This window comes from Biostraticola tofi, from assembly GCF_004343195.1.
Classification (GTDB): Bacteria; Pseudomonadota; Gammaproteobacteria; order Enterobacterales; family Enterobacteriaceae; genus Biostraticola; species Biostraticola tofi.
In genome coordinates, this window is the sequence record NZ_SMCR01000002.1 from 482,550 (window position 1) to 509,141 (window position 26,592).

At 56.9% G+C, this 26,592-nt stretch carries 20 protein-coding genes and 1 riboswitch; of the genes, 5 read left to right on the forward strand and 15 right to left on the reverse strand.

Annotated features, from left to right (window positions below):
• Nucleotides 1-2 precede the first annotated feature (2 nt).
• The 5 genes from apaG to lptD form a co-directional block, all read right to left on the reverse strand.
• Entirely contained in the window at nt 3-380 is a 378-nt protein-coding gene (apaG, locus tag EDC52_RS06415) for a Co2+/Mg2+ efflux protein ApaG (protein WP_131864489.1), read from the reverse strand.
• 14 nt (nt 381-394) lie between these two features.
• Nucleotides 395-1,213, reverse strand: coding sequence for a 16S rRNA (adenine(1518)-N(6)/adenine(1519)-N(6))-dimethyltransferase RsmA (rsmA, locus tag EDC52_RS06420; RefSeq protein ID WP_131864490.1), 819 nt, complete (start codon nt 1,211-1,213; stop codon nt 395-397).
• On the reverse strand, nt 1,206-2,198 hold the full coding sequence (pdxA, locus tag EDC52_RS06425) for a 4-hydroxythreonine-4-phosphate dehydrogenase PdxA (protein WP_131864491.1): 993 nt from the start codon (nt 2,196-2,198) through the stop codon (nt 1,206-1,208). The genes rsmA and pdxA overlap by 8 nt, the downstream gene beginning before the upstream one ends.
• On the reverse strand, nt 2,188-3,483 hold the full coding sequence (gene surA, locus EDC52_RS06430; protein WP_131864492.1) for a peptidylprolyl isomerase SurA: 1,296 nt from the start codon (nt 3,481-3,483) through the stop codon (nt 2,188-2,190). Before surA ends, pdxA begins: the two co-directional genes overlap by 11 nt.
• 65 nt (nt 3,484-3,548) lie before the next feature.
• Complete coding sequence (gene lptD / locus EDC52_RS06435) at nt 3,549-5,894, reverse strand: LPS assembly protein LptD (protein ID WP_131864690.1); 2,346 nt, start codon at nt 5,892-5,894, stop codon at nt 3,549-3,551.
• 183 nt (nt 5,895-6,077) lie between these two features.
• On the opposite strand from lptD, the gene djlA reads away from it, so the two are divergent.
• Nucleotides 6,078-6,923 carry a co-chaperone DjlA gene (djlA, locus tag EDC52_RS06440; RefSeq protein WP_131864493.1) on the forward strand — a complete coding sequence of 282 codons (846 nt, stop codon included), beginning with the start codon at nt 6,078-6,080 and terminating at the stop codon, nt 6,921-6,923.
• A gap of 89 nt (nt 6,924-7,012) precedes the next feature.
• Here djlA and rluA read toward each other — a convergent pair whose 3' ends face one another.
• From rluA to EDC52_RS06455, 3 genes are all read right to left on the reverse strand, one after another.
• Nucleotides 7,013-7,666: a bifunctional tRNA pseudouridine(32) synthase/23S rRNA pseudouridine(746) synthase RluA gene (gene rluA / locus EDC52_RS06445; RefSeq protein WP_131864494.1), complete on the reverse strand. Its 654-nt coding sequence runs from the start codon at nt 7,664-7,666 to the stop codon at nt 7,013-7,015.
• Between the two features lie 48 nt (nt 7,667-7,714).
• Nucleotides 7,715-10,621: an RNA polymerase-associated protein RapA gene (gene rapA, locus EDC52_RS06450; RefSeq protein WP_131864495.1), complete on the reverse strand. Its 2,907-nt coding sequence runs from the start codon at nt 10,619-10,621 to the stop codon at nt 7,715-7,717.
• Nucleotides 10,622-10,802: 181 nt separating this feature from the next.
• On the reverse strand, nt 10,803-13,199 hold the full coding sequence (locus tag EDC52_RS06455) for a DNA polymerase II (protein WP_131864496.1): 2,397 nt from the start codon (nt 13,197-13,199) through the stop codon (nt 10,803-10,805).
• A gap of 242 nt (nt 13,200-13,441) precedes the next feature.
• On the opposite strand from EDC52_RS06455, the gene EDC52_RS06460 reads away from it, so the two are divergent.
• A complete protein-coding gene (locus tag EDC52_RS06460; protein WP_131864497.1) occupies nt 13,442-14,212 on the forward strand; it encodes a DedA family protein in 771 nt (256 codons plus the stop codon).
• Here EDC52_RS06460 and thiQ read toward each other — a convergent pair.
• The 7 genes from thiQ to leuA all read right to left on the reverse strand — a co-directional run bounded on the left by thiQ (nt 14,193) and on the right by leuA (nt 22,577).
• The gene (gene thiQ, locus EDC52_RS06465; protein ID WP_131864498.1) at nt 14,193-14,900 is read right to left on the reverse strand and encodes a thiamine ABC transporter ATP-binding protein ThiQ; all 708 of its coding nucleotides are present in this window, start codon (nt 14,898-14,900) and stop codon (nt 14,193-14,195) included. The two genes, EDC52_RS06460 and thiQ, sit on opposite strands and share 20 nt — an antisense overlap.
• A complete protein-coding gene (gene thiP, locus EDC52_RS06470) occupies nt 14,884-16,494 on the reverse strand; it encodes a thiamine/thiamine pyrophosphate ABC transporter permease ThiP (RefSeq protein ID WP_131864499.1) in 1,611 nt (536 codons plus the stop codon). The genes thiQ and thiP overlap by 17 nt, the downstream gene beginning before the upstream one ends.
• On the reverse strand, nt 16,470-17,450 hold the full coding sequence (thiB, locus tag EDC52_RS06475; protein WP_131864500.1) for a thiamine ABC transporter substrate binding subunit: 981 nt from the start codon (nt 17,448-17,450) through the stop codon (nt 16,470-16,472). The genes thiP and thiB overlap by 25 nt, the downstream gene beginning before the upstream one ends.
• Nucleotides 17,451-17,491: 41 nt before the next feature.
• Nucleotides 17,492-17,610: riboswitch (TPP riboswitch) on the reverse strand.
• Nucleotides 17,611-17,887: 277 nt separating this feature from the next.
• Nucleotides 17,888-18,493, reverse strand: coding sequence for a 3-isopropylmalate dehydratase small subunit (leuD, locus tag EDC52_RS06480; protein ID WP_131864501.1), 606 nt, complete (start codon nt 18,491-18,493; stop codon nt 17,888-17,890).
• A gap of 9 nt (nt 18,494-18,502) precedes the next feature.
• Nucleotides 18,503-19,903 (reverse strand): 3-isopropylmalate dehydratase large subunit, encoded by a 1,401-nt coding sequence (leuC, locus tag EDC52_RS06485; RefSeq protein WP_131864502.1) that lies wholly within the window; start codon nt 19,901-19,903, stop codon nt 18,503-18,505.
• Between the two features lie 5 nt (nt 19,904-19,908).
• Nucleotides 19,909-21,000 carry a 3-isopropylmalate dehydrogenase gene (gene leuB / locus EDC52_RS06490; RefSeq protein ID WP_131864503.1) on the reverse strand — a complete coding sequence of 364 codons (1,092 nt, stop codon included), beginning with the start codon at nt 20,998-21,000 and terminating at the stop codon, nt 19,909-19,911.
• Between the two features lie 2 nt (nt 21,001-21,002).
• Complete coding sequence (gene leuA / locus EDC52_RS06495; protein ID WP_131864504.1) at nt 21,003-22,577, reverse strand: 2-isopropylmalate synthase; 1,575 nt, start codon at nt 22,575-22,577, stop codon at nt 21,003-21,005.
• 572 nt (nt 22,578-23,149) lie between these two features.
• Between leuA and ilvI the strand changes: the two genes are divergently transcribed.
• From ilvI to cra, 3 genes are all read left to right on the forward strand, one after another.
• Nucleotides 23,150-24,868 (forward strand): acetolactate synthase 3 large subunit, encoded by a 1,719-nt coding sequence (gene ilvI, locus EDC52_RS06500; protein ID WP_131864505.1) that lies wholly within the window; start codon nt 23,150-23,152, stop codon nt 24,866-24,868.
• Nucleotides 24,869-24,870: 2 nt separating this feature from the next.
• Complete coding sequence (gene ilvN, locus EDC52_RS06505; protein WP_131864506.1) at nt 24,871-25,368, forward strand: acetolactate synthase small subunit; 498 nt, start codon at nt 24,871-24,873, stop codon at nt 25,366-25,368.
• Nucleotides 25,369-25,544: 176 nt separating this feature from the next.
• On the forward strand, nt 25,545-26,549 hold the full coding sequence (gene cra / locus EDC52_RS06510; RefSeq protein WP_131864507.1) for a catabolite repressor/activator: 1,005 nt from the start codon (nt 25,545-25,547) through the stop codon (nt 26,547-26,549).
• Nucleotides 26,550-26,592: the final 43 nt, after the last annotated feature.

Sequence of the window (26,592 nt, forward strand, 5' to 3'; positions counted from 1 at the left end):
AATTAATTAATAAGTGTTGGTATGGCTAGGCGGAAGACCGGAATGGCAACCCGAAATGATTGCCCCTGATGGTCGAGCATTTCATAATGCCCCTCCATGGTACCCAGCGGCGTTTCCAGAATCGCCCCGCTGGTATACTGAAATTCGCTGCCCGGCAGGATAACCGGCTGCTCACCGACCACGCCTTCGCCTTTGACCTCGCTGGGCTTGCCATCAGCATTAGTGATAAGCCAGTAACGGCCGACCAACTGGACATTATGCCGGCCAAGATTACGTACCGTAATTGTGTAGGCAAATACATAGCGCTGCTCTTGCGGCTGCGACTGCGTTTCGACGTACATGCTCTGTACCTGTACACAAACGCGGGGTGAATTGATCATGGCAAACGACTCCTTTAAGCCTGGGACGTCGGATTCTCCGTCAGCCAGTTGGCCAGCCGACAGTACTGCTCTACCGAAATATTTTCTGCGCGCAGCACCGGATCAACGCCCAGATCTTTCAGCTGTTCTGGCGTGAACAGATTAGCAAGACTATTGCGCACGGTCTTGCGTCGTTGGTTAAACGCCTGGCTGGTAATGCGCGCCAGCACCTGCAAATCCCTGACCGGGTAGGGCAGGGTAGCATGCGGTACCAGACGCACCACAGCGGAATCCACTTTTGGCGCCGGGCGGAACGATTCTGGCGGCACTTCCAGCACCGGTATGATGTGGCAGTAGTACTGCGCCATCACGCTCAGTCGGCCATAGGCTTTGCTGTTCGGACCGGCCACCAGGCGATTGACCACTTCTTTTTGCAACATGAAATGCATATCGCGAATGGCTTCAGTATAACTGAAAAGATGAAACATCAACGGCGTGGAAATATTGTAGGGCAGGTTGCCGAATACCCGCAGCGGCTGGCCGGCCTTTGCAGCCAGCGCCGCGAAATCGACGGTCATGGCATCCTGCTGAATAATTTCCAGCTTCTGCTGCATAAACGGGTGGGTCGCCAGCCGGGCGGCCAGGTCGCGGTCCAGCTCGATGACCGTCATATGCTCCAGGCGCTCGGCGACCGGTTCGGTCAACGCGCCCAGGCCAGGGCCGATTTCGACCACTGCCTGGTCCGGCAGAGGATGGATCGCCGAGACGATAGAGTCGATGATATAGCTATCATGGAGAAAGTTCTGGCCAAATCGTTTACGGGCCAGATGGCCTTGATGAACATTATTACTCATTGCGGTTATTTATCATTTCTATGGCGAGGTTTAACGCCGTTTTGATACTGCCGGCCTCTGCTTGCCCGCTGCCCGCCAGTTCCAGCGCGGTGCCATGATCAACAGAGGTACGAATAAAAGGGAGTCCCAGGGTAATATTCACTGCCCGCCCGAAGCCCTGATACTTCAGCACCGGCAATCCCTGATCGTGATACATCGCCAGTACCGCGTCTGCATGCTGCAGGTACTTGGGCTGAAACAGGGTATCGGCCGGCAGCGGGCCGGAGAGCATGATGCCTTCGGCACGCAGGGCGTCCAGCGCCGGTATGATAACATCTATTTCCTCCCGGCCCATATGTCCGCCTTCACCGGCATGGGGATTGAGTCCGCACACGTAGATGCGAGGCTGGCCGATGCCGAAATAGCGACGCAGGTCGCCGACGAGAATGCGGATCACTTCCGTCAGGCTCTGCCGGGTAATGGCGCCGGGCACCGCCAGCAGCGGCAGATGGGTGGTAGCAAGGGCGACTCTGAGCGAATCGGTTGCCAGCATCATTACCACCCGCTCGCACTGGCTGCGCTCGGCGAAAAATTCTGTATGGCCGCTGAAGGGCAGGCCGCTATCATTGATGATGCCTTTATGCACCGGGCCGGTGACCAGGGCGTCGAATTGCCCCTGCAGGCAGCCGTCGCAGGCCCGGGCCAGGGTCTCGAGCACATAGCCGCTGTTGGCGACATCAAGTTGGCCGGCGTTAACCGGTGACGGCGTTTTGACCGCCAGTAGGCGAAGGTGGCCAGGCGGAGAAGGGGAGGCGGGGAGGTCAGAACGATACTCTTCAACCGTCAGAGGCAGCGAGAGCTGTCTGGCGCGTAACATTAACACTTCAGGGTCGGCACAGACCACCAGCTCTGCAGGCCAGGCCTGCTGGGCAAGCATCACCGTCACATCAGGGCCGATCCCGGCAGGTTCGCCGGGAGTCAGCACTATCCGGTGACTATTGACCATTGCCGTCCATGATTTTCACATAAGCAGTGGCGCGCTGTTCCTGCATCCAGGTCTGGGCTTCTTCGGCAAACTTGCGGTTGAACAGCAAGCGATACGCCCGTTCCTTTTGCGCAGCATCAGTGCGGTCCACCTGACGGGTGTCCATCAGTTGGATCAGATGCCAGCCGAAGGAGGTATGCACCGGCGCACTCAATTCCCCTTTCTTCAGACGCATGATCGCGTCGCGAAAAGCCGGATCATAAATGTCTGCTGATGCCCAGCCCAGATCGCCGCCCTGATTGGCAGAACCCGGATCCTGTGAAAGCTGTTTGGCGGCGGTGGCGAAATCGGTGCGGCCGCTCTTGATTTCCTGCGCCACTTCGCGCAGTTTGCTGTCAGCCTGCTGATCGGTCATTACCACCGAGGGACGCAGCAGGATATGGCGGGCAAGCACTTCGGTGACCGACACTTTCTGATCGCCGCCGCGCACATCATTAACGCGCAGAATATGGAAGCCGACCCCTGAACGGATCGGACCGACGATTGCGCCTTTACCCGCACCCTGCAGGCGTTCGGCAAACAGCGAAGGCAGCTCTTCAGGTTTGCCCCAACCCATCTGGCCGCCTTTCAGCGCCTGGGCATCGGCGGAGTAGGTAATGGCGAGCTTGCCGAAGTCCGCACCGCCCTTCAATTGTTCCACCAGTGTGTTGGCCAGCTGTTCGGCATCATCGACCTGCTGCTGGCTCGGATTCTCCGACAGCGGAATCAGGATATGGCTCAGGTTGAACTCGGCGCCGTTGCCGGTCTGGGCGGCAACCTGCTTGGCCAGCGAGTCCACTTCCTGCGGAAGAATGGTGACCCGGCGGCGCACTTCGCTGTTACGCACTTCGGCGATCAGCATCTCTTTGCGAATCTGGTTGCGATAGGTATTGTAGTCCATGCCGTCATAAGCCAGCCGGCTGCGAAGTTGATCTACCGACATGCGGTTTTGGGCGGCGATATTGGCGATCGACTGATCCAGTTGTTCATCGGTGATGGTCATATTGCCGCGCTGGGCAAGCTGCAAAATAATATTGTCCATCACCAGCCGATCCAGTATCTGATGCCGTAAAGTGGCATCATCAGGCAACTGTTGTTTGGCCTCGCTGGCGCTTTGTTTTACCGACTTCATCAATCCGGCCACATCGCTTTCGAGAACGACGCTGTTATCGACGACAGCGGCGACTTTATCCACCACTTGAGGTGCTGCGAACGCAGTGTTGGCGCAAATCGCCAGGCCAAGGATGAGCGTTCTCCAGTTTTTCATAACTTTTCCATTTCTATCAGCCGCATCTGCGGATTGAGGTTCAATGTATGCTCGTGTTATCAGCATTAAAATGCCCGTTGGTAAGGCAGTATGCCGGAACCCAGCATTTTTTCCGTACCCAGGCCATAATTGCTGCTCAAACCGCGCAGTTCAATGTTAAATGACACTCTCTTGTCGTATTGGCTGGTGCTGTCGGCATTGTTCCAGCCATTGATCTTGCGTTCAAAACTCACGCCCACCGCCCAGCAGCAGGTGTTGTACTGCAGGCCGATAAGCTGATCGGCAGGCTGGTTAGCCTTGGTATCATAGTAATAGCCACCGACCAGGGACCAGCGATCGACAATCGGCCAGCTGGCTATAGCGCCAACTTGCGATATGCCTTGCTGATAGCCCGGATGATTGATGTCCGGCAGCATCGCCTGGATATATTCCGGGCTGGCATAACGGTAGTTCAACTGCACCATCCGGTTCTGGTCGCGTCGGTATTCAAGCACCGCATCGCCCAGTGCCAGACTGTCCAGGCGGGTATCATACTGCAGTCCGCCTCTGACGCCCCAGCGATTGCTGATTTTCCAGTAGCTGTCACCGGCCCACACCAGGCTGCCGGTATCAGCATCTTCATTCCACCCGCTGGGCTTGTCGCTGGTGCGGGCGCGGCTGAAGTAATATATCTGACCTACGGATGCGTTGAAACGTTCAACCAATTCATCGTCATATACACGGGTGGTAACGCCGCTGGCCAATTGATTGGCCGATGCGATGCGATCAAGCCCGCTGTATGACCGGTCCCTGAACAGACCCGAGTAATCGGTCTGCAGCAGGGTGGAGTCATAAATACCGATATTGCTCTGATTCCGATAGGGCACGTACAGGTACTGCATGCGCGGCTCAAGCGTCTGAGTATAGCCGGCAGCGCTGTCCATTTCCCGGTCAAAGACCATCTTGCCATCGGTCTTGAACTGGGGCATCACCCGGTTTACCGACCCGTCCAGCACGCGACCGCTGCTGTTGGTTTCATTGAAGGTATCGAGATTATCCTGTTGATAATGGGTCGCCAGCAGCTTGGCTTCGGTATTGATGCTGCCCCAGCGGTTAGCCAGCGGCAGATTGACTGTCGGCTCGATATGCAGGCGGGTGGCTTTCGGATTATCGTTATCCACGCTGGTGAACTTGCCTGCCTGGGCGTAAATGCGGGTATCGAACGGCCCGACATCGTTCTGGTAATAGTTGATATCCAGCAGCGGTTCAGCCCGATAGGCGCTCTGGTTGCCGCTGTTGGAGAATATCTGGAATCGCTTGCTTGCCAGGGCAACGTCCCAGTGCTCGTCTGCATAGCCGGCACTGAACTTCTGCGCGGCATAGCCGTCGGTGGTGGAACCGTACTTGGAGTCAAGATCGTCAAAGTAGTTGGGATCGCTGACGCGGGTATAATCGACGTTGAAGCGCCAGACCTGGTCCATTACGCCGTTGTGTTTCCAGTAGAACATCCAGCGGTCGCTGTTGTCATCGCCGGCGTTATCACGTGCGTACTGCTTATCATCCGGCAGCCAGTCAAATTCTACCAGCCCTTCCCCTGGGGTAGAGAGATAACGGAATTCGGTCTGCAGCTGGGTGCCGCGCTTGCTCATGTAGTGCGGCGTGATGGTTGCATCGTAATTCGGCGCCAGGTTCAGGTAATAAGGGGCGCTGAATTCAAAGCCGCTGCTTTTGCCATAACTGGCTGTAGGCAATAAAAATCCCGAGCGGCGTTTGTCGCCAACCGGTAATTGCATATAAGGGCTGTAGAAAATCGGCACGCTGCCGATTTTAAAGCGTGCATTCCAGATTTCGGCGACCTGTTCTTCACGATCATGAATGACCTCGGAACCTACCACGCTCCAGCTGTCATCACCAGGCAGACAGGAGGTAAATGTCCCGTTTTCCAAAACGGTATAGCGGTTTTCACCGCGCATTTTCATGGTGTCAGCCTCACCGCGTCCCTGGCGGCCCACCATCTGGTAATCTCCCTGATACACATCGGTATCTTTGGTATTGAGATTGGACCATGCTTTAGGCCCCTTGAGCTTGATCTGGTTGTCGCCGTAATTGACATTGCCTGTGGCGGTGACCGTGCGGACCGGGTCAGTCTGGCCGGCCTGCTTCTGTTCAAGCTCGACCTGTTCGGCGGTCAGAGTGCTGTTGCCCTGCTGGATATCGACATTGCCTGAGAAAAGGGCATTATCGGGATAATTGGCCTCGGCTTTATCCGCCTGAATCCGTACCGGCAGCTCTCCCGGCGCGCCGTTGACCAGCGGTTTGGTATAGGCGGGTACGCCCAGCATACACTGGTCAGCAAGATCGGCCGACGCTTGCTGGCTGTAGAGCGCTGTCCAGATAAGGCTGGCCAGCAATGTGGGGAAACGTTTTTTCATATGCGTTTTCAGGTGTTCCGTCATACAGGGCTTCATGCCGATAAACGGTTTGAGACTATCTCACTCACCGTTACCGCGCCAGTGATAAATCCCGTCGTTTATCCGTGCACCGTTAGGCACCGCGTCAAATGACAGGTATGATAAAGCAAATTTGAGCCGACGGCATGATGAATTGAGGAGTATATGCAGTATTGGGGAAAGCTGTTAGGCGTATTATTAGGTTACATGTCCGGTGGTGGCTTCTGGGGCGTGGTGTTGGGCTTCCTCGTCGGCCATATGGTTGATAAGGCGCGCAGTTCCCGTACCCGGACTGACGGCGGCGCCGGATTCTTCAGTGAGAAGCAAACCAGGCAAGATGTCTTTTTCCGCACGACTTTTCAGGTCATGGGGCATCTGACCAAATCCAAAGGCCGGGTCACCGAGGCTGATATTCAGACGGCCAGCCTGCTGATGGAACGGATGCAGTTGCACGGAACGATACGAACCGCCGCTCAGGAGGCATTTCGTCAGGGTAAGGAACCGCAATTTCCGCTGCGCCAAACGCTGCGCGACTTCCGTCAGATCTGCTTTGGTCGGTTTGATCTTATCCGTATGTTTCTTGAAATCCAGCTGCAGGCGGCGTTTGCTGACGGATCGCTGCATCCCAACGAGCGCCAGGTGCTGTATGTGATAGCTGAAGAACTGGGCATATCGCGGATGCAGTTCGATCAGTTCCTCAGCATGATGGAAGGCGGGCAGCAGTTCGGCGGCCATACCGGTGGCGGTAATCAGGGGTATGCCGGCGGTAGCTATCAGCCCGGTGCCCGCAGCGGTCCGACGCTTGCCGATGCCTGTAAGGTTCTGGGGGTCAGTCCGACCGATGACGCCACGGTCATCAAGCGCGCCTACCGCAAGCTGATGAGCGAACATCATCCGGACAAACTTGTTGCCAAGGGGCTGCCGCCGGAAATGATGGAGATGGCCAAACAGAAAACCCAGTCTATCCAGGCGGCTTATGACCTGATTAAACAGGAGAAAGGTTTTCGCTGATCCACACTCCCGTCCCTCCATGGTCGGTAGCAGGATAACCGGCCATGCAGGCGGGGGTGCTAGCCGGTTTTATTCGCCGAAGGTTACCCTCAGAAATCCGCTTGACAGCGAAAATGAATCGGCGAATGAAAGGCCGGATGGGTGATCGCCAGTTCCTGAGCATGCAGCAACAGCCGGTCCGACAGGGCCGCTACCGCCAAGGGTGCGTAAAATCCATCGCCGAGTATCGGATGGCCGAGCGCCAGCATATGTACCCGCAATTGATGAGACCTGCCGGTAATAGGCTTGAGCAGCACCCGGGCGGTACCGTCATCGTCCAATGACAATACCTGGTATTCGGTTTGCGCCGCTTTACCGGTTTCAAAGCACACTTTCTGTTTTGGCCGGTTAGGCCAGTCGCAAATCAGCGGTAAATCCACCACCCCTTCATGCTTAGCAGGATGCCCCCAGATTCTGGCGATATACGATTTTTTCGGTTCCCGCTCCCTGAACTGGCGTTTGAGCTCGCGCTCTGCCGCTTTGGTCAACGCGACGGCGATAACGCCGCTGGTGGCCATATCCAGCCGATGCACCGATTGCGCCAGAGGATACTGGGCTTGAATGCGCGACATGATGCTGTCCCGGTGTTCCGGCGCGCGGCCGGGCACAGACAGCAGTCCGCTGGGTTTATTGACCACCATGATATGCGCATCCTGATAGAGGATATGCAGCCAGGGTTCCAGTGGGGGATTATAGCGTTCCATAGGGCTCCGGTTGCTCCCGGCGTTGATTCACGCCGGGAGACCTTGGACTTACTGATGAGTAACGACGATAAGGCGAATAGCGTCGAGGCGCCAGTTGGCTTCATCAAGATGGGCCAGAATCTGGCTGCGGCTGGTCGCGGCGGCGTCCAGTTCATCGGTACGAATGGCCGGATTAACCGCTTTCAGCGCCTCAAGGCGACTCAGCTCCGCACTGAGATTGTCATCGGCCTGTTTTCTGGCCTCCTTGATGATCTGTGCCGCTTGAACAGCAACCAGGGCTTCACTGCTTTTCAACAGGCCATGCACTTCCTGCTGTACCGCCCCGACCAGCTTGCTGGCAGTGTGGCGTTTAACCGCATTAAGCTGGCGGTTGAATTGTTCGAATTCAACCTGGGCCGCCAGATCGGTGCCGTTTTTGTCCAGCAGCAGGCGTACCGGCGTTGCCGGCAGGAAGCGATTCAACTGCAGTTTTCTCGGCGCCTGGGACTCAATGACATAAATCAGTTCCACCAGCAGGGTGCCTACCGGCAAAGCTTTGTTTTTCAGCAGCGAAACCGCACTGGTACCGCTATCGCCAGAAAGCACCAGATCCAGACCGTTGCGGATGATCGGATGTTCCCAACTGATGAACTGGGTATCTTCTCGGGATAACGCCTGTTCGCGGTTGAAGGTGATGGTACAGCCCTCTTCCGGCAGGCCGGGAAAATCAGGGACCATCATGTGATCGCCCGGCGTCAGTACGATCAGGCTGTCGCTGCGGTCGTCCTGATTAATACCGATGATATCGAACAGGTTCAGCGCGAAATTGACCAAGTGGCTGTCGCTGTCTTCGGCCGCAATAGTCTCGGCCAATGCGACCGCCTGTTCGCCACCGTTGGAATGCTGCTCCAGCAAGCGATCCCGGCCCTGCTCCATTTGCAGTTTCAGCGCATCGTGCCGCTCCCGGCTGTCGCTGATAAAGTCATCAAGTCCTTCGGTGGCGGTCGGCTCAGCCAGATAGCCGATGAGCTGGCTGTAGCCCTGATCATAAAGCGCCCGGCCGGTAGGGCAGGTGTGTTCAAACGCGTCCAGCCCTTCATGATACCAGCGCAGCAGCACTGCCTGAGCGGTATCTTCCAGGTAAGGCACATAGATGCTGATATCCTGTTGCTGGCCGATACGGTCCAGACGGCCGATGCGCTGCTCGAGCAAGTCGGGATTGAACGGCAGATCGAACATCACCAGATGGTGTGCAAACTGGAAGTTGCGTCCTTCTGAACCGATCTCCGAACACAGCAGCACTTGGGCGCCGTCGTCTTCTGAGGCGAAGTAGGCTGCGGCCCGATCGCGATCCACCAGCGACAGGCCTTCATGGAATACCGCGGCGCGTACCGCTTCGCGCTCTCGCAGTACCTGCTCGAGCTGTAACGCCGTCGCCGCATGGGCGCAAATCACCAGGATTTTTTCCTGCCGGTTTTCCAGCAGGAAATTCAACAGCCATTCGACGCGCGGATCGAAATTCCACCAGGTGGCGTTCTGCCCTTCGAACTGCTGGTATATCTGCTCGGGATAAAGCATGTTGCGTGCCCGTTCATCGAGCGGCTGCTTGCCGCCCATGATACCAGCGACCTTGATAGCAGTCTGGTACTGAGCCGCCAACGGTAGCTTTATTCCGTGCAGGGTGCGGTTAGGGAAACCCTTGACGCCCTGGCGGGTGTTCCTGAACAGTACCCGGCTGGTGCCGTGACGGTCCATCAGCAGGGAGATAAGCTGACGGCGGGCGGCGCTGGCGCGAGGTTCGGGACCATCAGCCTCGGTCATCAGTGCTTCGCTGTCCTTCAGGCTCAGCATGTGACCGAGCAGGGTACGGCTTTCGTCGCCAAGAGGCTCACCATTCAGCAGCAGGGAAACGGCATCCGCCACCGGACGGTAGCGCTGCTGTTCTGCGACAAAGCTTTCGTAGTCATGGAAACGGTCAGGGTCCAGCAGACGCAATCGGGCGAAGTGGCTTTCCAGCCCCAGTTGTTCAGGGGTGGCGGTCAGCAGCAGCACCGACGGGATGGCCGCCGCCAGTTGCTCAATCACCTGATACTCACGGCTGGGGGCGTTATGGCTCCACGAGAGGTGATGGGCTTCATCGACCACCATCATATCCCATTCTGCCTCGGTCAGCTTTTCCAGGCGATCTTTATTGCGTCGCACAAAGTCCAGCGAACAGAGTACCAGCTGTTCGGTCTCAAACGGGTTATCGCTGTCCAGCATCGCTTCGGCATAGCGCTCGTCGTCAAACAGCGAAAAATGCAGGTTGAATCGGCGCAGCATTTCCACCAGCCACTGGTGCAGCAAGGATTCCGGTACCACGATGAGAATGCGTTCAGCCCGACCGGTCAGCAGTTGCTGATGAATGATCATGCCTGCTTCAATGGTTTTCCCCAGCCCGACTTCGTCCGCCAGCAACACTCTCGGAGCATGGCGTCGTCCAATCTGGGAAGCGATATGCAACTGATGGGGAATAAGGCTAGCGCGAATACCGCGCAGGCCATTCCAGTCCTGGCGAAATTGCTCACTGTGAAATTTGCGCGCCCGGTAGCGCAGGGCAAAGCGATCCATCCGGTCAATCTGGCCGGCGAACAGGCGATCCTGCGGCTTGCTGAAGGTCAGCTTGCTGTCTAGGCGGACTTCATTGAGGGTGGCATCAGTCTGTCCGGTATCCAGGCGAGTGCCGAAATAGGTCAGCAGTCCTTCCTGTTCCTGGACTGACTCAACCGCCAGTTGCCAGCCTTCATGGCTGGTCACCGTGTCGCCGGGATTGAACATCACCCGGGTTATAGGGGCGTCGCTGCGGGCGTATAGACGGTTTTCACCGGTTGCGGGGAACATCAGGGTAATCATGCGTGCATCAACTGCAACCACAGTCCCTAATCCTAATTCGCTTTCCGTATCGCTTATCCAGCGTTGACCCAGGGTAAAAGGCATATTTTCTCGGCTCGGTGTTGTGTTAGGCAAAATTTCCGGCAATAGCGCGGCTTGCCGTGGCGGGCGCAAGGCCTTTATTGCACGGCGGCAAAACTCGGTAAGGGTTTGGCATTAACATCCGGAAGGGCGCTATGTTAATGGATGAATCCTTGTTCGTCACCTGCCAATGACGCCTTTCGTATTAAAACAAACCCAGTTGACCTGATATTAAGGTGGTAAAATCGTCCTGTAAAAACGGCAGGATAGCATCGGCCACCGGTTGAAGCTGTTTATTCAGATAGTGGTCATAGTCGGGATCGGCATGCCGGCTCTCCAGCGGCTGTGGACCGGCTGTGGTTATCATATAGCTTATCCAGCCGCCGTTCTGGTATTGCTGCGGTCGTCCGTGCAGCTGATTGTAATCGTCCGCTATACGTGCCGCCCGGGCTTGAGGCGGCACGTTGCGCTCATATTCGCTCAATTTACGCCGCAGTCGCTTACGGTACACCAGCAGGTGGTCCATTTGGCCGGTTAGCGTCCTGGCCACATAATCGCGGATAAACTGCTGATAAGGCTGACGGCGGAAGATGCGTTCATACAATTGCTGCTGAAATTGCTGTGCCAGCGGCGTCCAGTCGCTGCGCACCGTTTCCAGCCCCTTGAACACCATTCTTCCCTGGTCGCAGTCCTCTACCAGACCGGCATAGCGTTTTTTGCTGCCAAGCTCCGCCCCGCGGATGGTCGGCATTAAAAAGCGGCTGAAATGGGTCTCATATTCCAGCTCCAGGGCGCTTTCCAGCCCCATCTGCTGCTGCAAATGCTGTCGCCACCAGCGGTTGATATCTTTGACTAGCTGCTGACCTATCGCATCGGCGTCGTCTCTGGCGTGGGCATGGCCCAGCCAGACAAAGGTGGAGTCGGTATCGCCATAAATGACTGAAAATCCCTGGGCTTCAATAAGCTCCCGGGTCTGATGCATGATGGCATGGCCGCGCAGGGTGATCGAGGAGGCCAGGCGCGAGTCGAAAAACCGGCAGCCCGGTGCGCCCAGAACGCCATAAAAGGCATTCATGATGATTTTCAGCGCCTGGGATAATGGCTGATTCTGATCGCGTTTGGCGCTTTCCCGGCCCTGCCAGAGTTTTTCGACAATCTCCGGCAGGCAATGATGACGGCGGGAAAAGCGGGCGCCGACAAAACCCTCGATGGTGTTGGCGTTGTCTGCATCGGCCAGACCTTCAATCAAGCCGATGGGGTCGATAAGAAAGGTGCGGATGATCGACGGATACAGGCTTTTGTAATCCAATACCAGCACCGAATCGTAAAGGCCGGGCTGAGAGTCCATGACATAACCGCCGGGACTGGCTTTTGCGGCTACATCCCCCAGATTGGGCGCGACGTAGCCCGCCCGGTGCATTCTGGGCAAGTAGAGCCAGCTGAAGGCGGCCACCGACCCGCCGCTGCGATCAGCCGCCAGCCCGGTGACGGTTGCCCGCTCAAGCAGAAAAGCCATCAGCCGGGTTTTGTCGAAGATGGCGGTAACCAGTTCACAGTCTTTCAGGTTGTAACGGGCCAGGGCGGGTTGGTCTTCCTGGTATAGACGATCGATCTCATCCATCCGCTGGTAAGGGGTTGAGATATCCTTGCCCTCTCCCAGCAGTTGTCGGGCAACGTTTTCCAGGCTGAAGGAAGGAAATTGCCAGAAGGCGGACTTCAGCGCCTCGATGCCGTCGATGATAAGCCGGCCGGTAGCGCCGGCGATGAACTGTCCCTCCCTGAAGCCATGTTCACGCCACTCCAGCGCTTTACCCTGACGTCCCAGCCGCAACGGAACGCGGTAGCGGTCGGCATGCTTTTGCAATATCCGCAGATCAAACTGCACCAGATTCCAGCCGATGATGGCATCAGGATCATGGCGTTCAAACCATTGATTGAGACGTTCAAGCAGTAAGCCTCGGCTGGCCACATACTCCAGCTTCATCTCCCTGCGGCCCGGATCGGCGCCGGAATCCTCCCCCAGCATGTACACTTGGTGCTGCCCACAGCCGTGCAGGCCGATGCAATAAAGTTCACCATAGCGGGTGGTTTCTATATCCAGCGATACCAGTCTGAGGGTGGGGCGGTAGTGTTCATCCGGCTGCAGTCCGGCGACCTTTATGGCGCCATTCGGCCCAGGCTGCCCTTCAAACCGCACCGGAGCGGTGATAAAGCGCTCCATCAGGTAGCGCTCAGGCGGGCGGATATCGGCTTCATAAAGCGGGATGCCGGCTTCTTTAAGCCGTTTCTCCGCCTTGGACAATATACGTTGCTGCCGGCAGTACAGACCGGCCACCGGGCGTCGATTGAAATCCCGCAGTTTCAGTTCACGCAGGCTGTAGTCTTCGCCGTCGGCCAGCAGTTGCCTAACCCGAGAGGCCTGTTCCTGCGGGACAAACGCCACGGCGGACTGGGGCGGCAGACTGATTTTGCACGGCCCATCATCGGTTGCCAGCCATAAATCGATGACAATGCCGTCCGCGGTATCGCGCCAGTGTCGGGTAAGGATAAATCCCTGGCGGGCGCTGCGGGCAGTCGCTGCTGTGGGAGGTTTTTGGGTCATGGTAAACCACCTGCCTGCAGGCGCAGCATCAACAACCGTATGATGGTGGTTGCCTTGGTGGCGGCTGGGCGCAATTTCATTTAAATTAGTTTGAATTGAATAATGATCATGATTATTTATACAGTATTAATGCGTTGCCGGCCAGACCGACAACCCGTGACATATAATTATATACATAGCGGGTTGACTCACCCGGCTATCAGCCGCGACAATCCGCCGGCCTATGTCGACAAGAGAAAGTTATGGAAGCCTATTTAGAACAACTGGTCACTCAATCCCTGGCTTTCTCGCTTATTGCCGTTGTCTTGGTGGCGTTTCTGGAATCGCTGGCGCTGGTGGGCTTGCTGCTGCCGGGCACCATCATGATGGCGTCGTTCGGCGCGCTTATCGGCAGCGGCCGGATTGATTTTTACAGCGCCTGGGCGGCCGGCACGGTCGGCTGCTTTATGGGCGACTGGATATCCTGGTATATCGGCCATCGTTTTAAAAAGCCGCTGAAGAAATGGTCATTTCTCAAGAAGCATCGATCGATGCTCGAGCGTACCGAGCACGCCCTGCACCGCCATAGCCTGGTCACGATCCTGGTAGGACGCTTCGTCGGCCCGACACGTCCGCTGGTGCCGCTGGTGGCGGGTATGCTGGATTTACCGCCGGCCAGATTTGCCCCGCCCAATATCATTGGTTGTCTCAGTTGGCCGCCGCTTTATTTTATGCCCGGCATTCTGGCGGGTGTGGCGATTACCATCCCCGGCGGCGGCAGTTCCCTGTTTCGCTGGCTGCTATTGTCAAGCGCAGTACTGCTGTGGCTGGCGTGCTGGCTGGCCTGGCGTTGGCTGCGTCATGGCCGGCGGGGCAGCGATCGTCTGGCCAGCTGGCTGCCGCTCTCACGGCTGCGCTGGCTGGCCCCGCTGTGTATGGCGGCGGCGGTGGTCGCAGTGCTGGTGGTAAGTCAGCATCCGTTGATGCCGGCCTATGCCCATCGGGTGGGTCAGGTTATGGCCTTACCGTGGTGATGCCCAGTATCGCCGCTTCGGGTGCCTCTCCGCTGACCAACGGTGCCGTCGGGCCGTCGTAATAAATCCGGCCATCGACCACCAGCAGGGTGCGTGGGGCGATACGGACCGCATCGTCCAGGTTGTGGGATACCATTAAAAGGGTCAGTCCATGCTCATCGCACACCTCGCTGAGGTGTTTGAGCATCTCGCTGCGCAGTGCCGGATCCAGGGCAGAGAAAGGCTCATCCAGCAGCAGGATCGGCTGGCGCCGAACCAGACAGCGCGCCAGCGCGGCGCGTTGTCGCTGACCACCGGATAACTGCCCCGGCAGTCGGTCCAGCAACTCCCCCAGGCCTACCCGCTGTGCAACCTGCCGGCGCAATTCCTGCTGGGATGGCGTCAGTTTCAACCCCGGATCCAGCCCCAGGCCGATATTCTCCGATACGGTCAGGTGGGAAAACAAATTATTCTCCTGAAACAGCATCGATACCGGTCTGGCGGCGGGGGCCGTGTGGCGGTGATCACGGCCATCCAGGGTGATGGTGCCGCTGCTGGCCGGCAAAAAACCGGCAATCAGATTCAGCAACGTGCTCTTGCCGGCGCCGCTCGGCCCCAGCACCGCCACTTTTTCGCCGGCGTTGATCTGAAGATCGAACCGGATGGGCAGGTGCTGCCAGATCCAGGTCACTTTAGCCAGATTTATCATTGGGCCCCGACAGTTTCTCAATCACGGTGAATAACAAAAAACAGAGTATCAGCAGCATCAAAGCGGTTACTGCACCATCCTGGCTGCGGTAGGCGCCGATCTGCTGGTATAGGTAAAGCGGCAAGGTGCGGAACTGTTCATTGCCGAACAGCGCCATAATGCCGAAATCGCCGACCGATAGCACTGAAGCGAAAGCCATCGCCCGGCCAACCGGCTGGCGCAGTGCCCGCCACTCCATGAGCCGCAGTCGATTGAAACCGGTAATATTCAGCGACAGGCACAGCCGGTTATAGCGCTCGGCCAGATCAAGCATCGGATTGTCCAGCACCTTCAACGCATAGGGGATCGCCATCAGGGCATTAGTCAAAATAACCGGGGCATAGGGGGATTCAGGCATGCCGATGGTGTCGTTGGTCAACAGGAAAAAACCGGTCGCCAGCACAATACCCGGCATGGCCAGGATCAGCATGCCGCTCAGCTCCAGCCACTGGGCCGGCCATGGTTGCTGTCGCAGGCGAAGCTCCCGGCTGCTCCACAGCAGCATCATCGTCAGCACCACCGAAACCAGCCCAGCTGACAGGGCAATCACCGTGGAGGTCAGCAGGGCGGACCACAGCGCCTGCTGTTTCAGCACGCTTAGCCAGGCCTGGTTGAGGCCGCCGGTGACCACCGCCAGCAGCGGCGGCAGCAGCAGCAGCAGGGCGGCGGCAATGGTAAACCCGTCGGTCAGCCGACGGCGGCGGCTGTCCTCAGGATTGCGCCAGGGCGCCTCGCGGGTTTCCCCGACCGGAAAGGCCTGGGTCAGGCGCTGGCTCATCAGCACCAGCCCCAGGCAGCAAAGCATTTGCAGCAGGGCCAGCATCGCTGCGCGGCCAGGATCGTAGTCGTAGCTCAGTGCCTGATAAATGGCCAATTCGATGGTGGTCGCCTTCGGACCGCCGCCGAGCGATAGTACGGTGGCGAAACTGGCGAAGCAAAGCATAAATATCAGGCCGGCCGCCGGCAGCAACTGACGCCGCATAAAAGGCCATTCGACAAACCGGAACAGGTGCCAGCCGCGCATATTGAGCTGGGCGGCTATCTGGCGCTGTTCAGTCGGAATGCCGTCAAGGGCTTGCAGCAACAGACGCGTTGCCAGCGGCAGGTTGAAAAATACATGTGCCAGCAAAATGCCCTGCAGGCCATAAGGAGAGAAATGATAGGGCAGTTCCAGCCAGCCGCAGAGCTGGGCCAGCCAGCCCTGACGGCCATACACGCTCAGTAGGCCGAACACCGCCACCAGCACCGGCAGCACCAGCGTCATGCCGCAAAAGCGCAGCAGCAGCAAACGGCCGGGAAAGCGTCGCCTGAATAGCGCCCGTGACAGGAAAATCGCCGGTATGACCGAAAGCCATGCCGACAGAAATGCTTGCCAGAAGGTGAACCGCACTACGTGCCACAGATAGCTGTCGGATAAAAAACTCTGCCAGTCCGGCATCGGCGCGTGTAACCACAGTGCGCCGAACGCCGTCAGGGCGACGGCGACCAGTAGCAGGGCTGCGGTCAGCCCAGGCCAAAGCCAGCGTTTCGTCACTGGCTGACGGCTTGTTGCCAGGCTCGGACCCAGCCGCTGCGTCCGGCTTCGAGTTCATCCGGAGTGAACGTCAAGGTCTTTTGCGGTACTGGGCCGAAGCCGGCGGGCAAGTCGGTTTTCATCACCGGATACATCCAGTTACCTTTGGGAATCGCCTGCTGGAAGCCCGGTTCAAGCACAAAATTCATAAAGCGCTGGGCAAGCGCGGGATGCTTGCTGGCAGCCAGTCGACCTGCCACTTCGACCTGAAGATAATGGCCTTCACTGAACGGCGCCGCGGCGTAGTTATCTTTATGCTCTGCAACGACATGGTAGGCCGGAGAGGTGGTGTAGCTCAGCACCAAATCCGCTTCGCCTTTCAGGAACAAGCCATAGGCTTCACTCCAGCCCTTGGTCACGGTAACGGTTTTCCTGGCCAGCTTCTGCCAGGCGTCAGGCGCTTGGTCGCCGTAGACTTTCTGCATCCACAGCAGCAGACCCAGACCGGGGGTGCTGGTGCGCGGATCCTCATAAATGATTTTCAAAGGCGCAGTGCTTTCCACCAGTTCATGCAGGCTTTTTGGCGGATTGGCGATTTTGTTCTTATCGTAGACAAAGGCAAAATAGCCGAAATCAAACGGCAGGAACGTCTTGTCGTTCCAGCCGTCCGGCAGGGCAAGGGCAGCGGTATCGACCTGGTGTTCGGCGAAAAGCCCGCTGTCATGGGCGGCCTTCAACAGATTGTTGTCCAATCCGAGCACCACATCAGCCTTGCTGTTTTTGCCTTCCATACGTAAACGGTTCAGCAGCGAAACCCCGTCTTCCAGGGCGACATATTTCAATTCGCAGGCGCAATCGGCTTCGAATGATTTTTTGATTGCCGGTCCTGGCCCCCACTCGGAAGCAAAGGAGTCATAGGTATAAACGGTGAGTACAGGCTTGGCCAGCGCCGGGGCGGCGACCATCAGTAATAGGCAGGATAACCATTTTTTCAACACTTTGCGCTCCTGAGAATGAAGATGGCAAAGGTTTTGAGCACGCCGGAAGCACTCTCAAATCCCTTCGCCGGTATTAACCGGATCAGGTTCGACGGGTATACTCTCAGCTGGCTTAACCGGATGTCATTTCCAGTTAAGCGCCGCACCCCGTTGAGAACGAACTTCAGTATAATCGGTTCAGCGCGGGCTTAACAGTGCTGTGGCGTCGGGCGGCGTAAACCAGGCGGATTTAAAATCAAACCAGCCGAGGGCATTCATGCGAATGCCGCGCATGTAGTCCCCTGTGCTTTCCCCTGCAGCTTATGCCGATGACAAACGTATATGCTGAGTGAGGGTGAATTCACCTGCCGTGGGCAACTGGCCGCGGTTTTTTTTAGGTCATAAGGGCGGGATAATGGACTCTGACCTGCAGGCAGGCCAGAGAAGGTTGACGGATTTCAGTGCAGAAACGCCGGCTGCTTGGCTTCATAGGCGCTGATCGCTGTATCGTGCTGCAGGGTCAGGCCGATGCTGTCCAGACCGTTTATCATGCAGTGACGACGAAAACCGTCGATTTCAAACGGATAACGATTATCGCCGGCTATCACCAGCTGGTTTTGCAGATCAACGGTAAAGGTCATCCCTTCCTGGCTTGCCACCAGCGCAAACAGTGCATTTATCTGCACGTCAGGCAAGGTTATCGGCAGCAACTGGTTGTTGAAACTGTTGCCATAGAAAATATCGGCAAAGCTTGGGGCGATAACCGCGTGAAAGCCATAATCAGTCAGCGCCCAGGGCGCATGCTCGCGCGACGATCCACAGCCGAAATTCTCCCGCGCCAACAGGATACTGGCGCCTTTATAGCGCGGCAGGTTAAGCACGAATTCCGGATTAGGCTGCTGGCCGGCGTCGTCCAGATAGCGCCAGTCATTGAATAAATGCTGTCCAAAGCCGGTACGGGTCACTTTCTGCAGAAACTGCTTAGGGATAATCGCATCGGTATCCACGTTAGCGGCATCCAGCGGCACCACCAGCCCGGTATGTTGGGTAAATTTTGCCATCATCAATCTCTCTTAATTCAGTTCGCGGATATCGGCGAAATGGCCGGTGACCGCCGCCGCCGCCGCCATTGCCGGGCTGACCAGATGCGTGCGTCCGCCTCTGCCCTGACGGCCTTCAAAATTACGGTTGCTGGTGGAGGCGCAGCGTTCGCCGGGGTTCAACCGGTCGTTGTTCATCGCCAGGCACATAGAGCAGCCGGGCAGGCGCCATTCAAAACCGGCGGAAATGAAAATCTGATCCAGCCCTTCGGCTTCGGCCTGGGCTTTGACCGGCCCGGACCCGGGAACCACGATGGCCTGTACGCCATGGGCGACTTTACGCCCTTTGGCAATCGCCGCCGCCGCACGCAGATCTTCAATACGGGAATTGGTACAGGAACCGATAAACACTTTATCGATAGCCACCTCGGTCAGACGGATACCTGGCTGCAGGTCCATATAGGCCAGGGCCTTGGCCGCCGAACTGCGTTCAACCGGATCGCTGAAAGAGTCCGGCGAGGGAATAATCTGGTTGATGGCGATAACCTGGCCAGGGTTGGTGCCCCAGGTGACCTGCGGTGCGATATCGCTGGCATCCAGCTGGACCTCTCTATCGAATACCGCGTCATCATCAGATTTCAGGGTGCGCCAGTATGCCACGGCCTGCAGCCAGTCATCGCTTTTCGGCGCGAACTGGCGGCCCTGCAGATAGGCATAGGTAATATCGTCAGGGGCGACCAGACCCGCCTTGGCACCCATTTCGATCGCCATATTGCACAGCGTCATGCGGCCTTCCATGCTCAGCGAGCGGATAGCCTCGCCGCAGAATTCCACTACATGGCCGGTGCCGCCGGCGGATCCGATCTTGCCTATCACCGCTAACACGATGTCCTTGGCGGTAATGCCCGGCGCTGCGGTGCCGGTCACTTCCACTTTCATGGTGCGGGCACGGCCTTGCTTCAAGGTCTGGGTGGCCAGCACATGTTCGACCTCCGAGGTGCCGATACCAAATGCCAGTGAACCGAACGCGCCATGGGTAGCGGTATGGGAGTCACCGCAAACGATGGTCATGCCGGGCAGCGTCATACCCTGTTCCGGGCCAATAACGTGAACGATGCCCTGGAACGGGTGATTCAGGTCATACAACTGTACGCCGAATTCGGCACAGTTTTTTATCAGCTCCTGCATCTGGATGCGCGCCATTTCGCCGCTGGCGTTAATGTCTTTGGTCTGGGTCGAGACATTGTGATCCATGGTGGCAAAGGTTTTGCCGGGCTGGCGCACCGGGCGGCCCATGGCGCGCAGGCCATCAAATGCCTGGGGAGACGTCACTTCATGTACCAGGTGACGGTCAATGTACAGCAACGGTGTTTCATCGGGCGCTTCATGAACCACATGCGCATCATATAATTTTTGGTATAACGACCTGCCCATAATAATTATGCCTCTTGAGTCATAAAGTCGGCGATGACGGTGCCGATTTCATCGGTGCCGATGGCCTGGCCCTCACCCGCCAGATCCGCCGTCCGATATCCGGCTTCCAGCGTCTTGTTTACTGCCTGTTCAATCGCATCGGCGGCCTCATCCAGCCCCAGGCTGTAACGCAGCAGCAGAGCAGTGGAAAGGATCTGTGCGATCGGATTGGCCAGATTCTTACCGGCGATATCCGGCGCGGAGCCGCCGGCCGGTTCGTACAGGCCAAAACCCTGCTCGTTGAGGCTGGCCGAAGGCAGCATGCCCATTGACCCGGTAATCATGGCGCATTCATCGGACAGAATATCGCCGAACAGGTTAGAGCACAGCAGCACGTCAAACTGCGACGGGTCTTTGATAAGCTGCATCGTGGCATTGTCGATATACAAATGAGCCAGTTCGACATCGGGATAATCGCTGGCGATTGCATTGACCACTTCGCGCCACATAATCGAGCTTTGCAACACGTTCGCTTTATCGATTGAGGTGACTTTGCTGCGGCGTTTACGCGCAGATTCAAAGGCAATGCGGGCAATGCGTTCAATCTCGAAGCGGTAATAAACTTCAGTATCAAAGGCCCGTTCATGCATGCCGGTGCCTTCGCGCCCCTTGGGCGTACCAAAGTAAATGCCGCCGGTCAGTTCACGTACGCACAGAATATCGAAGCCGCGTGCGGCGATATCGGCCCGCAGCGGGCAGAATTCTTCCAGGCCCTGGTACAACCTGGCCGGACGCAGGTTGCTGAACAATTTAAAGTGTTTGCGTAATGGCAGCAGCGCGCCGCGCTCGGGCTGTCCGTCCGGCGGCAAATGCTCCCATTGAGGTCCGCCGACCGAGCCGAACAGAATAGCATCGGCCTGCTCGCAGCCGCTGACGGTTGCCGGCGGTAATGGACTGCCGTGACGATCGATCGCCGCGCCGCCGACGTCATACTCGCTGGTGGTAATGCGTACCTGAAAACGGCGGCGGACGGCGTCCAGCACCTTATATGCCTGGGCCATGACTTCTGGTCCGATACCGTCTCCGGGTAAAACTGCAATGTGGTATGTGCGGGTCATGATTACACCGTTTCCTGGAAATCCTGTTTGTTATTGTGTTGTAAGCGCTGCAGCTCTTTTTCAACCTGTTGCGCACGCCAGATATTGTTCATTACATGCACCATCGCCTTGGCGGAAGACTCGATGATATCAGTCGCCAGACCGACACCGTGGAAGCGTCGATTATTGAAGTCGACCACGATATCCACTTGGCCCAGGGCATCGCGGCCGTGCCCTTTGGCGGTTAACTGATATTTTTGCAGGGTGATGGGATAATCGGTGATCCGGTTCAATGCCTGATAGACCGCATCTACCGGGCCGTTACCGGTAGCGGCCTCGGCCTTGATGTCATCGCCGCAGGCCAGTTTCACCGATGCAGTGGCGATAGCTTGCGATCCTGACTGCACGCTGAAATAATCCAGCCGGAAATGCTCTGGCTCTTCCTGCTGTTTATTGATAAACGCCAGCGCTTCAAGATCATAATCAAATACCTGGCCTTTTTTGTCCGCCAGCTTCAGGAACGCGCTGTACAGCTCATCCATGCTGTAGTCGCTTTCCTGGTAGCCCATTTCCTGCATGCGGTGCTTAACCGCCGCGCGTCCTGAACGGGAAGTCAGGTTCAACTGCACTTCTTTCAAACCGATAGTTTCCGGCGTCATGATTTCGTAATTTTGACGATTTTTCAGTACGCCATCCTGATGGATACCCGAAGAGTGGGCAAAGGCATTGGACCCGACAATCGCTTTATTGGCTGGTATAGGCATGTTGCACAGTTGACTGACAATCTGGCTGGTGCGGTAAATTTCCTGATGATTGATGCCGGTATGGACACCCATGATGTCTTCCCGCACTTTAATCGCCATGATCACTTCTTCAAGCGCGGTATTGCCGGCGCGTTCGCCGATGCCGTTCAGCGTCCCTTCAACCTGCCGCGCGCCGGCCTGAACGGCGGCGATGGAGTTACCTACCGCCATGCCCAGGTCGTCGTGGCAGTGCACCGAGATAATGGCTTTATCGATATTGGGAACGCGATGGTACAGAGAAGTGATAATGCCGCTGAACTGGGTGGGAGTAGTGTAACCAACGGTATCGGGGATATTGATGGTGGTCGCGCCGGCATTGATGGCCGCCTCAACTACCCGACACAGGTTGTCAATCGGGGTACGTCCGGCATCTTCGCAGGAAAATTCCACATCATCGGTGTAGCGACGGGCCCGTTTGACGGATTGGACCGCCATCTCCATGACCTGGTCGAAGCTGCGCTTCAGCTTTGATTCAATGTGCAAGGTAGAGGTGGCCAGGAAGACGTGGATACGGAAGGCCTCGGCAATGCGCAGCGCCTCGGCCGCGACGTCGATGTCTTTCTCAACGCAGCGCGCCAGACCGCACACCCGACTGTTTTTGATTTGGCGGGCAATGGTCTGTACCGATTCAAAATCGCCGGGAGAGGATACCGGAAAACCGACTTCCATAACATCAACCCCCATTCTCTCCAGCGCCAGGGCGATTTGCAGCTTCTCTTTGACACTCAGACTGGCCTGCAATGCCTGTTCACCATCACGCAGCGTGGTATCGAAAATAATGACTTGTTGGCTCATGCTTTACCCTTATCCGGTTTTCGTGCGCACTGCAGACATAAAAAAACCCGCGCAGTGCGCGGGTTTTTATCTGGGACGGTGAAGTCAGTTCTAAACTCCGTGTACCAGCGTACCGCGCAAAGAAGATGCGAGTAGTAGTAGGCCTAGTAGACGGAAAGAAGAAGCAAACATAAACTGATAGCGTCCCGTGTAATTCTGTTGAAGTACTATTATTGGTACAGCATGTCTGCCGGGCTGTCAACCCTTCACCGGGCACGCTTAACGGACTGAGATCAACTACCTACGCTTACCCTGCTGTAATTTATCCATTGGGCATGATATAAGCAGCGTTTATAGGGTTTTTTCCAGCGTTTTATCATGCAAAGCCTGCATACAGCAGAGCAATGTCTAATGGCACATAATTAAGAAGGTTTTTTGCCAATTGCCTGCATGATTAACAGGGGTTATCGTAACTGGCTAACAATTCAAATAACAATAAGTGATTAAGAGGCCGTTTAATGTCCCTGTACCCCGCGACAGCAGGAAAGCAATCCGTTGTCGACGAACCTATTAGTAAGCCCGGAGGCAAACCCATGGAGATGTTGTCAGGAGCCGAGATGGTGGTCCGGTCGTTAATCGATCAGGGCGTAAAGCAAATATTCGGTTATCCCGGCGGTGCGGTGCTGGATATTTATGATGCGCTGCATACGGTAGGTGGGATTGACCATGTGCTGGTTCGCCACGAGCAGGGCGCGGTACACATGGCTGATGGCTATGCCCGCGCCACCGGTGAGGTGGGCGTGGTGCTGGTCACCTCGGGTCCGGGAGCGACCAATGCTGTCACCGGTATTGCCACCGCCTATATGGACTCGATTCCGCTGGTGGTCATTTCCGGGCAGGTCGCCAGCTCGCTGATTGGCTACGACGCCTTCCAGGAATGCGACATGGTGGGCATTTCGCGCCCAGTGGTAAAGCACAGTTTCCTGGTCAAAAAGACCGAAGATATTCCTTCCACCCTGAAAAAGGCTTTTTACCTGGCCTCTACCGGGCGTCCGGGGCCGGTGGTGATTGACCTGCCGAAGGATATCCTCAATCCGGCAGCCAAGCTTCCCTACATCTATCCAGAAACGGTATCGATGCGTTCCTATAACCCGACGGTTCAGGGACATAAAGGGCAGATCCGCCGAGCGCTGCAAACCCTGCTGGCGGCCGAGAAGCCGGTTATCTATACCGGCGGCGGTGCGATAACCGCCGACTGCCATCAGGAACTGCGACAGTTGGCTGAGCAGTTGAATCTGCCGGTGGTGAGTTCACTGATGGGTCTGGGCAGTTTCCCCGGTACCCACCGCCAAAGCCTGGGTATGCTTGGCATGCATGGTACCTATGAAGCCAATATGGCGATGCATAACGCCGATGTGATTTTCGCTGTCGGCGTGCGCTTTGATGACCGCACCACCAACAATCTGGCCAAATACTGTCCTGACGCCACTATTCTGCATATTGATATCGATCCGGCGTCGATTTCCAAGACGGTCAATGCCGATATTCCTATTGTCGGCGATGCCCGCCAGGTACTGCAGCAGATGCTGGAACAGTTGCCTCAGGCCGACGTGGTTCAGTCGTTCGATGGCTTGCGTGACTGGTGGCGGCTGATTGAGCTTTGGCGTGAGCGCCAGTGTCTCAGGTACGATACCCAAAGCGATAAAATCAAACCTCAGGCGGTCATTGAAACTCTGCATCGACTCACCAACGGGGATGCTTATGTGACCTCGGATGTCGGTCAGCACCAGATGTTTGCTGCGCTCTATTACCCGTTTGATAAACCGCGCCGCTGGATCAATTCCGGTGGTCTGGGCACCATGGGATTCGGCCTGCCGGCGGCACTGGGCGTCAAGCTGGCATTGCCCAATGAAACGGTGATCTGTATTACTGGCGATGGCAGCATCCAGATGAATATCCAGGAGCTTTCCACCGCGCTACAGTATGATCTGCCGATCGTCATCGTCAGCCTCAATAACCGCTATCTGGGCATGGTGAAACAGTGGCAGGACATGATCTATTCCGGTCGTCACTCCCAGTCCTATATGCAGTCACTGCCTGATTTTGTCAAACTGGCAGAAGCCTACGGCCACGTCGGTATCTCCATCAGTTCACCGGACCAGCTGGAGAGCGGCCTCGCCAGTGCGCTGGCGGTGAAAAACCGTCTGGTGTTCGTGGATGTGCTGGTGGATGGCACTGAGCATGTATATCCCATGCATATCCGCGGCGGCGGCATGGATGAAATGTGGTTAAGTAAAACGGAGAGGACCTGATCATGCGCCGTATTTTATCTGTGTTACTGGAGAACGAATCCGGCGCGCTGTCGCGAGTAATTGGTTTGTTTTCCCAGCGGGGCTACAACATTGAAAGCCTGACGGTGGCGCCGACTGATGATCCGACGCTGTCGCGCATGACCATCCAGACCGTGGGAGATGCCAAGGTTCTGGAGCAGATCGAAAAACAGCTGCATAAACTGGTGGACGTGCTGCGGGTCAGTGAACTGGGCCAGGGGCAGGGCAGCCATGTCGAGCGTGAAATTATGCTGGTCAAGGTTCAGGCCAGCGGTTTCGGCCGCGAAGAGGTCAAGCGCTGCACCGAGATTTTCCGCGGCCAGATAGTCGATGTGACGCCGGCGCTTTATACCGTCCAGCTGGTCGGCACCAGTGACAAACTGGATGCCTTTCTGGCCGCCATCCGCGATGTTGGCGAAATTGTCGAAGTTGCCCGCTCGGGTATCGTCGGGCTGGCGCGCGGCGATAAAATCATGCGCTAGCCGCCGGTAAGCCGGTTCATATTTGCCGATATGCACTATTACCGGAGGGGGGTCAATCCCTCCGGTGGTTAATTTCTGCTTAGTGATTTCAAGCGTTAGTTGTAGCATAGTTGAATTCCCTGATGAGACTATGGACATCACGGACAAGGAATTAACTCACGCGTAAAGGGGCGAATGTGAAACTGGATGAAATCGCGCGTCTGGCTGGTGTTTCGCGCACAACTGCCAGTTATGTCATCAACGGCAAAGCGAAACAGTACCGCGTAAGCGATAAAACCGTCGAAAAAGTCATGGCGGTAGTCAGAGAATATAATTACCATCCAAATGCGGTTGCCGCCGGTCTCAGGGCCGGCAGAACCCGCTCCATCGGCCTGGTGATCCCCGATCTGGAAAACACCAGCTACACCCGTATCGCCAACTATCTGGAACGACAGGCGCGTCAGCGGGGTTACCAGTTATTGATAGCCTGTTCTGAAGATCAGCCTGACAACGAAATGCGTTGCGTCGAGCATCTGCTGCAACGGCAAGTCGATGCGATTATCGTCTCTACCGCCCTTCCGCCGGAACACCCCTTTTATCAACGCTGGGCCAACGATCGCTTTCCCATTATCGCGTTGGATCGGGCGCTGGATCGCGAGCACTTTATCAGCGTCGTCGGGGCGGATCAGGAAGATGCCGAGATGCTGGCCAGTGAACTGCGCAAGCTGCCGGGCGAGTCGATTGTCTATCTGGGCGCGCTGCCCGAACTGTCGGTCAGTTTTTTGCGAGAGCAGGGATTCCGCCAGGGATGGGGCGACGATCCGCGTCAGCCGGATTTCCTCTATGCCAACAGTTATGAGCGCTCGGCCGCCGCGGCGCTGTTCAGTCGCTACCTGGAGACCAGACCGATGCCCGAGGCGCTATTTACCACCTCGTTTTCCCTGCTGCAGGGGGTAATGGACGTGACGCTCAAGCAGCAGGGCCGGCTGCCGTCCAACCTGGCCATCGCCACCTTCGGCGATCACGAACTGCTGGATTTCCTGGACTGTCCGGTGTTGGCGGTGGCGCAACGGCATCGCGATGTCGCTGAGAGGGTGCTTGAGCTGGTGCTGGCCAGCCTGGACGAACCTCATCGGCCTAAGCCGGGCCTGACGCGCATACGTCGGAACCTGTTCAAGCGTGGCCGGTTAAATCGAGGTTAGCAGGTGGGATTTCTACGGCAGTATTCAGTCTGCTGCCGTATTC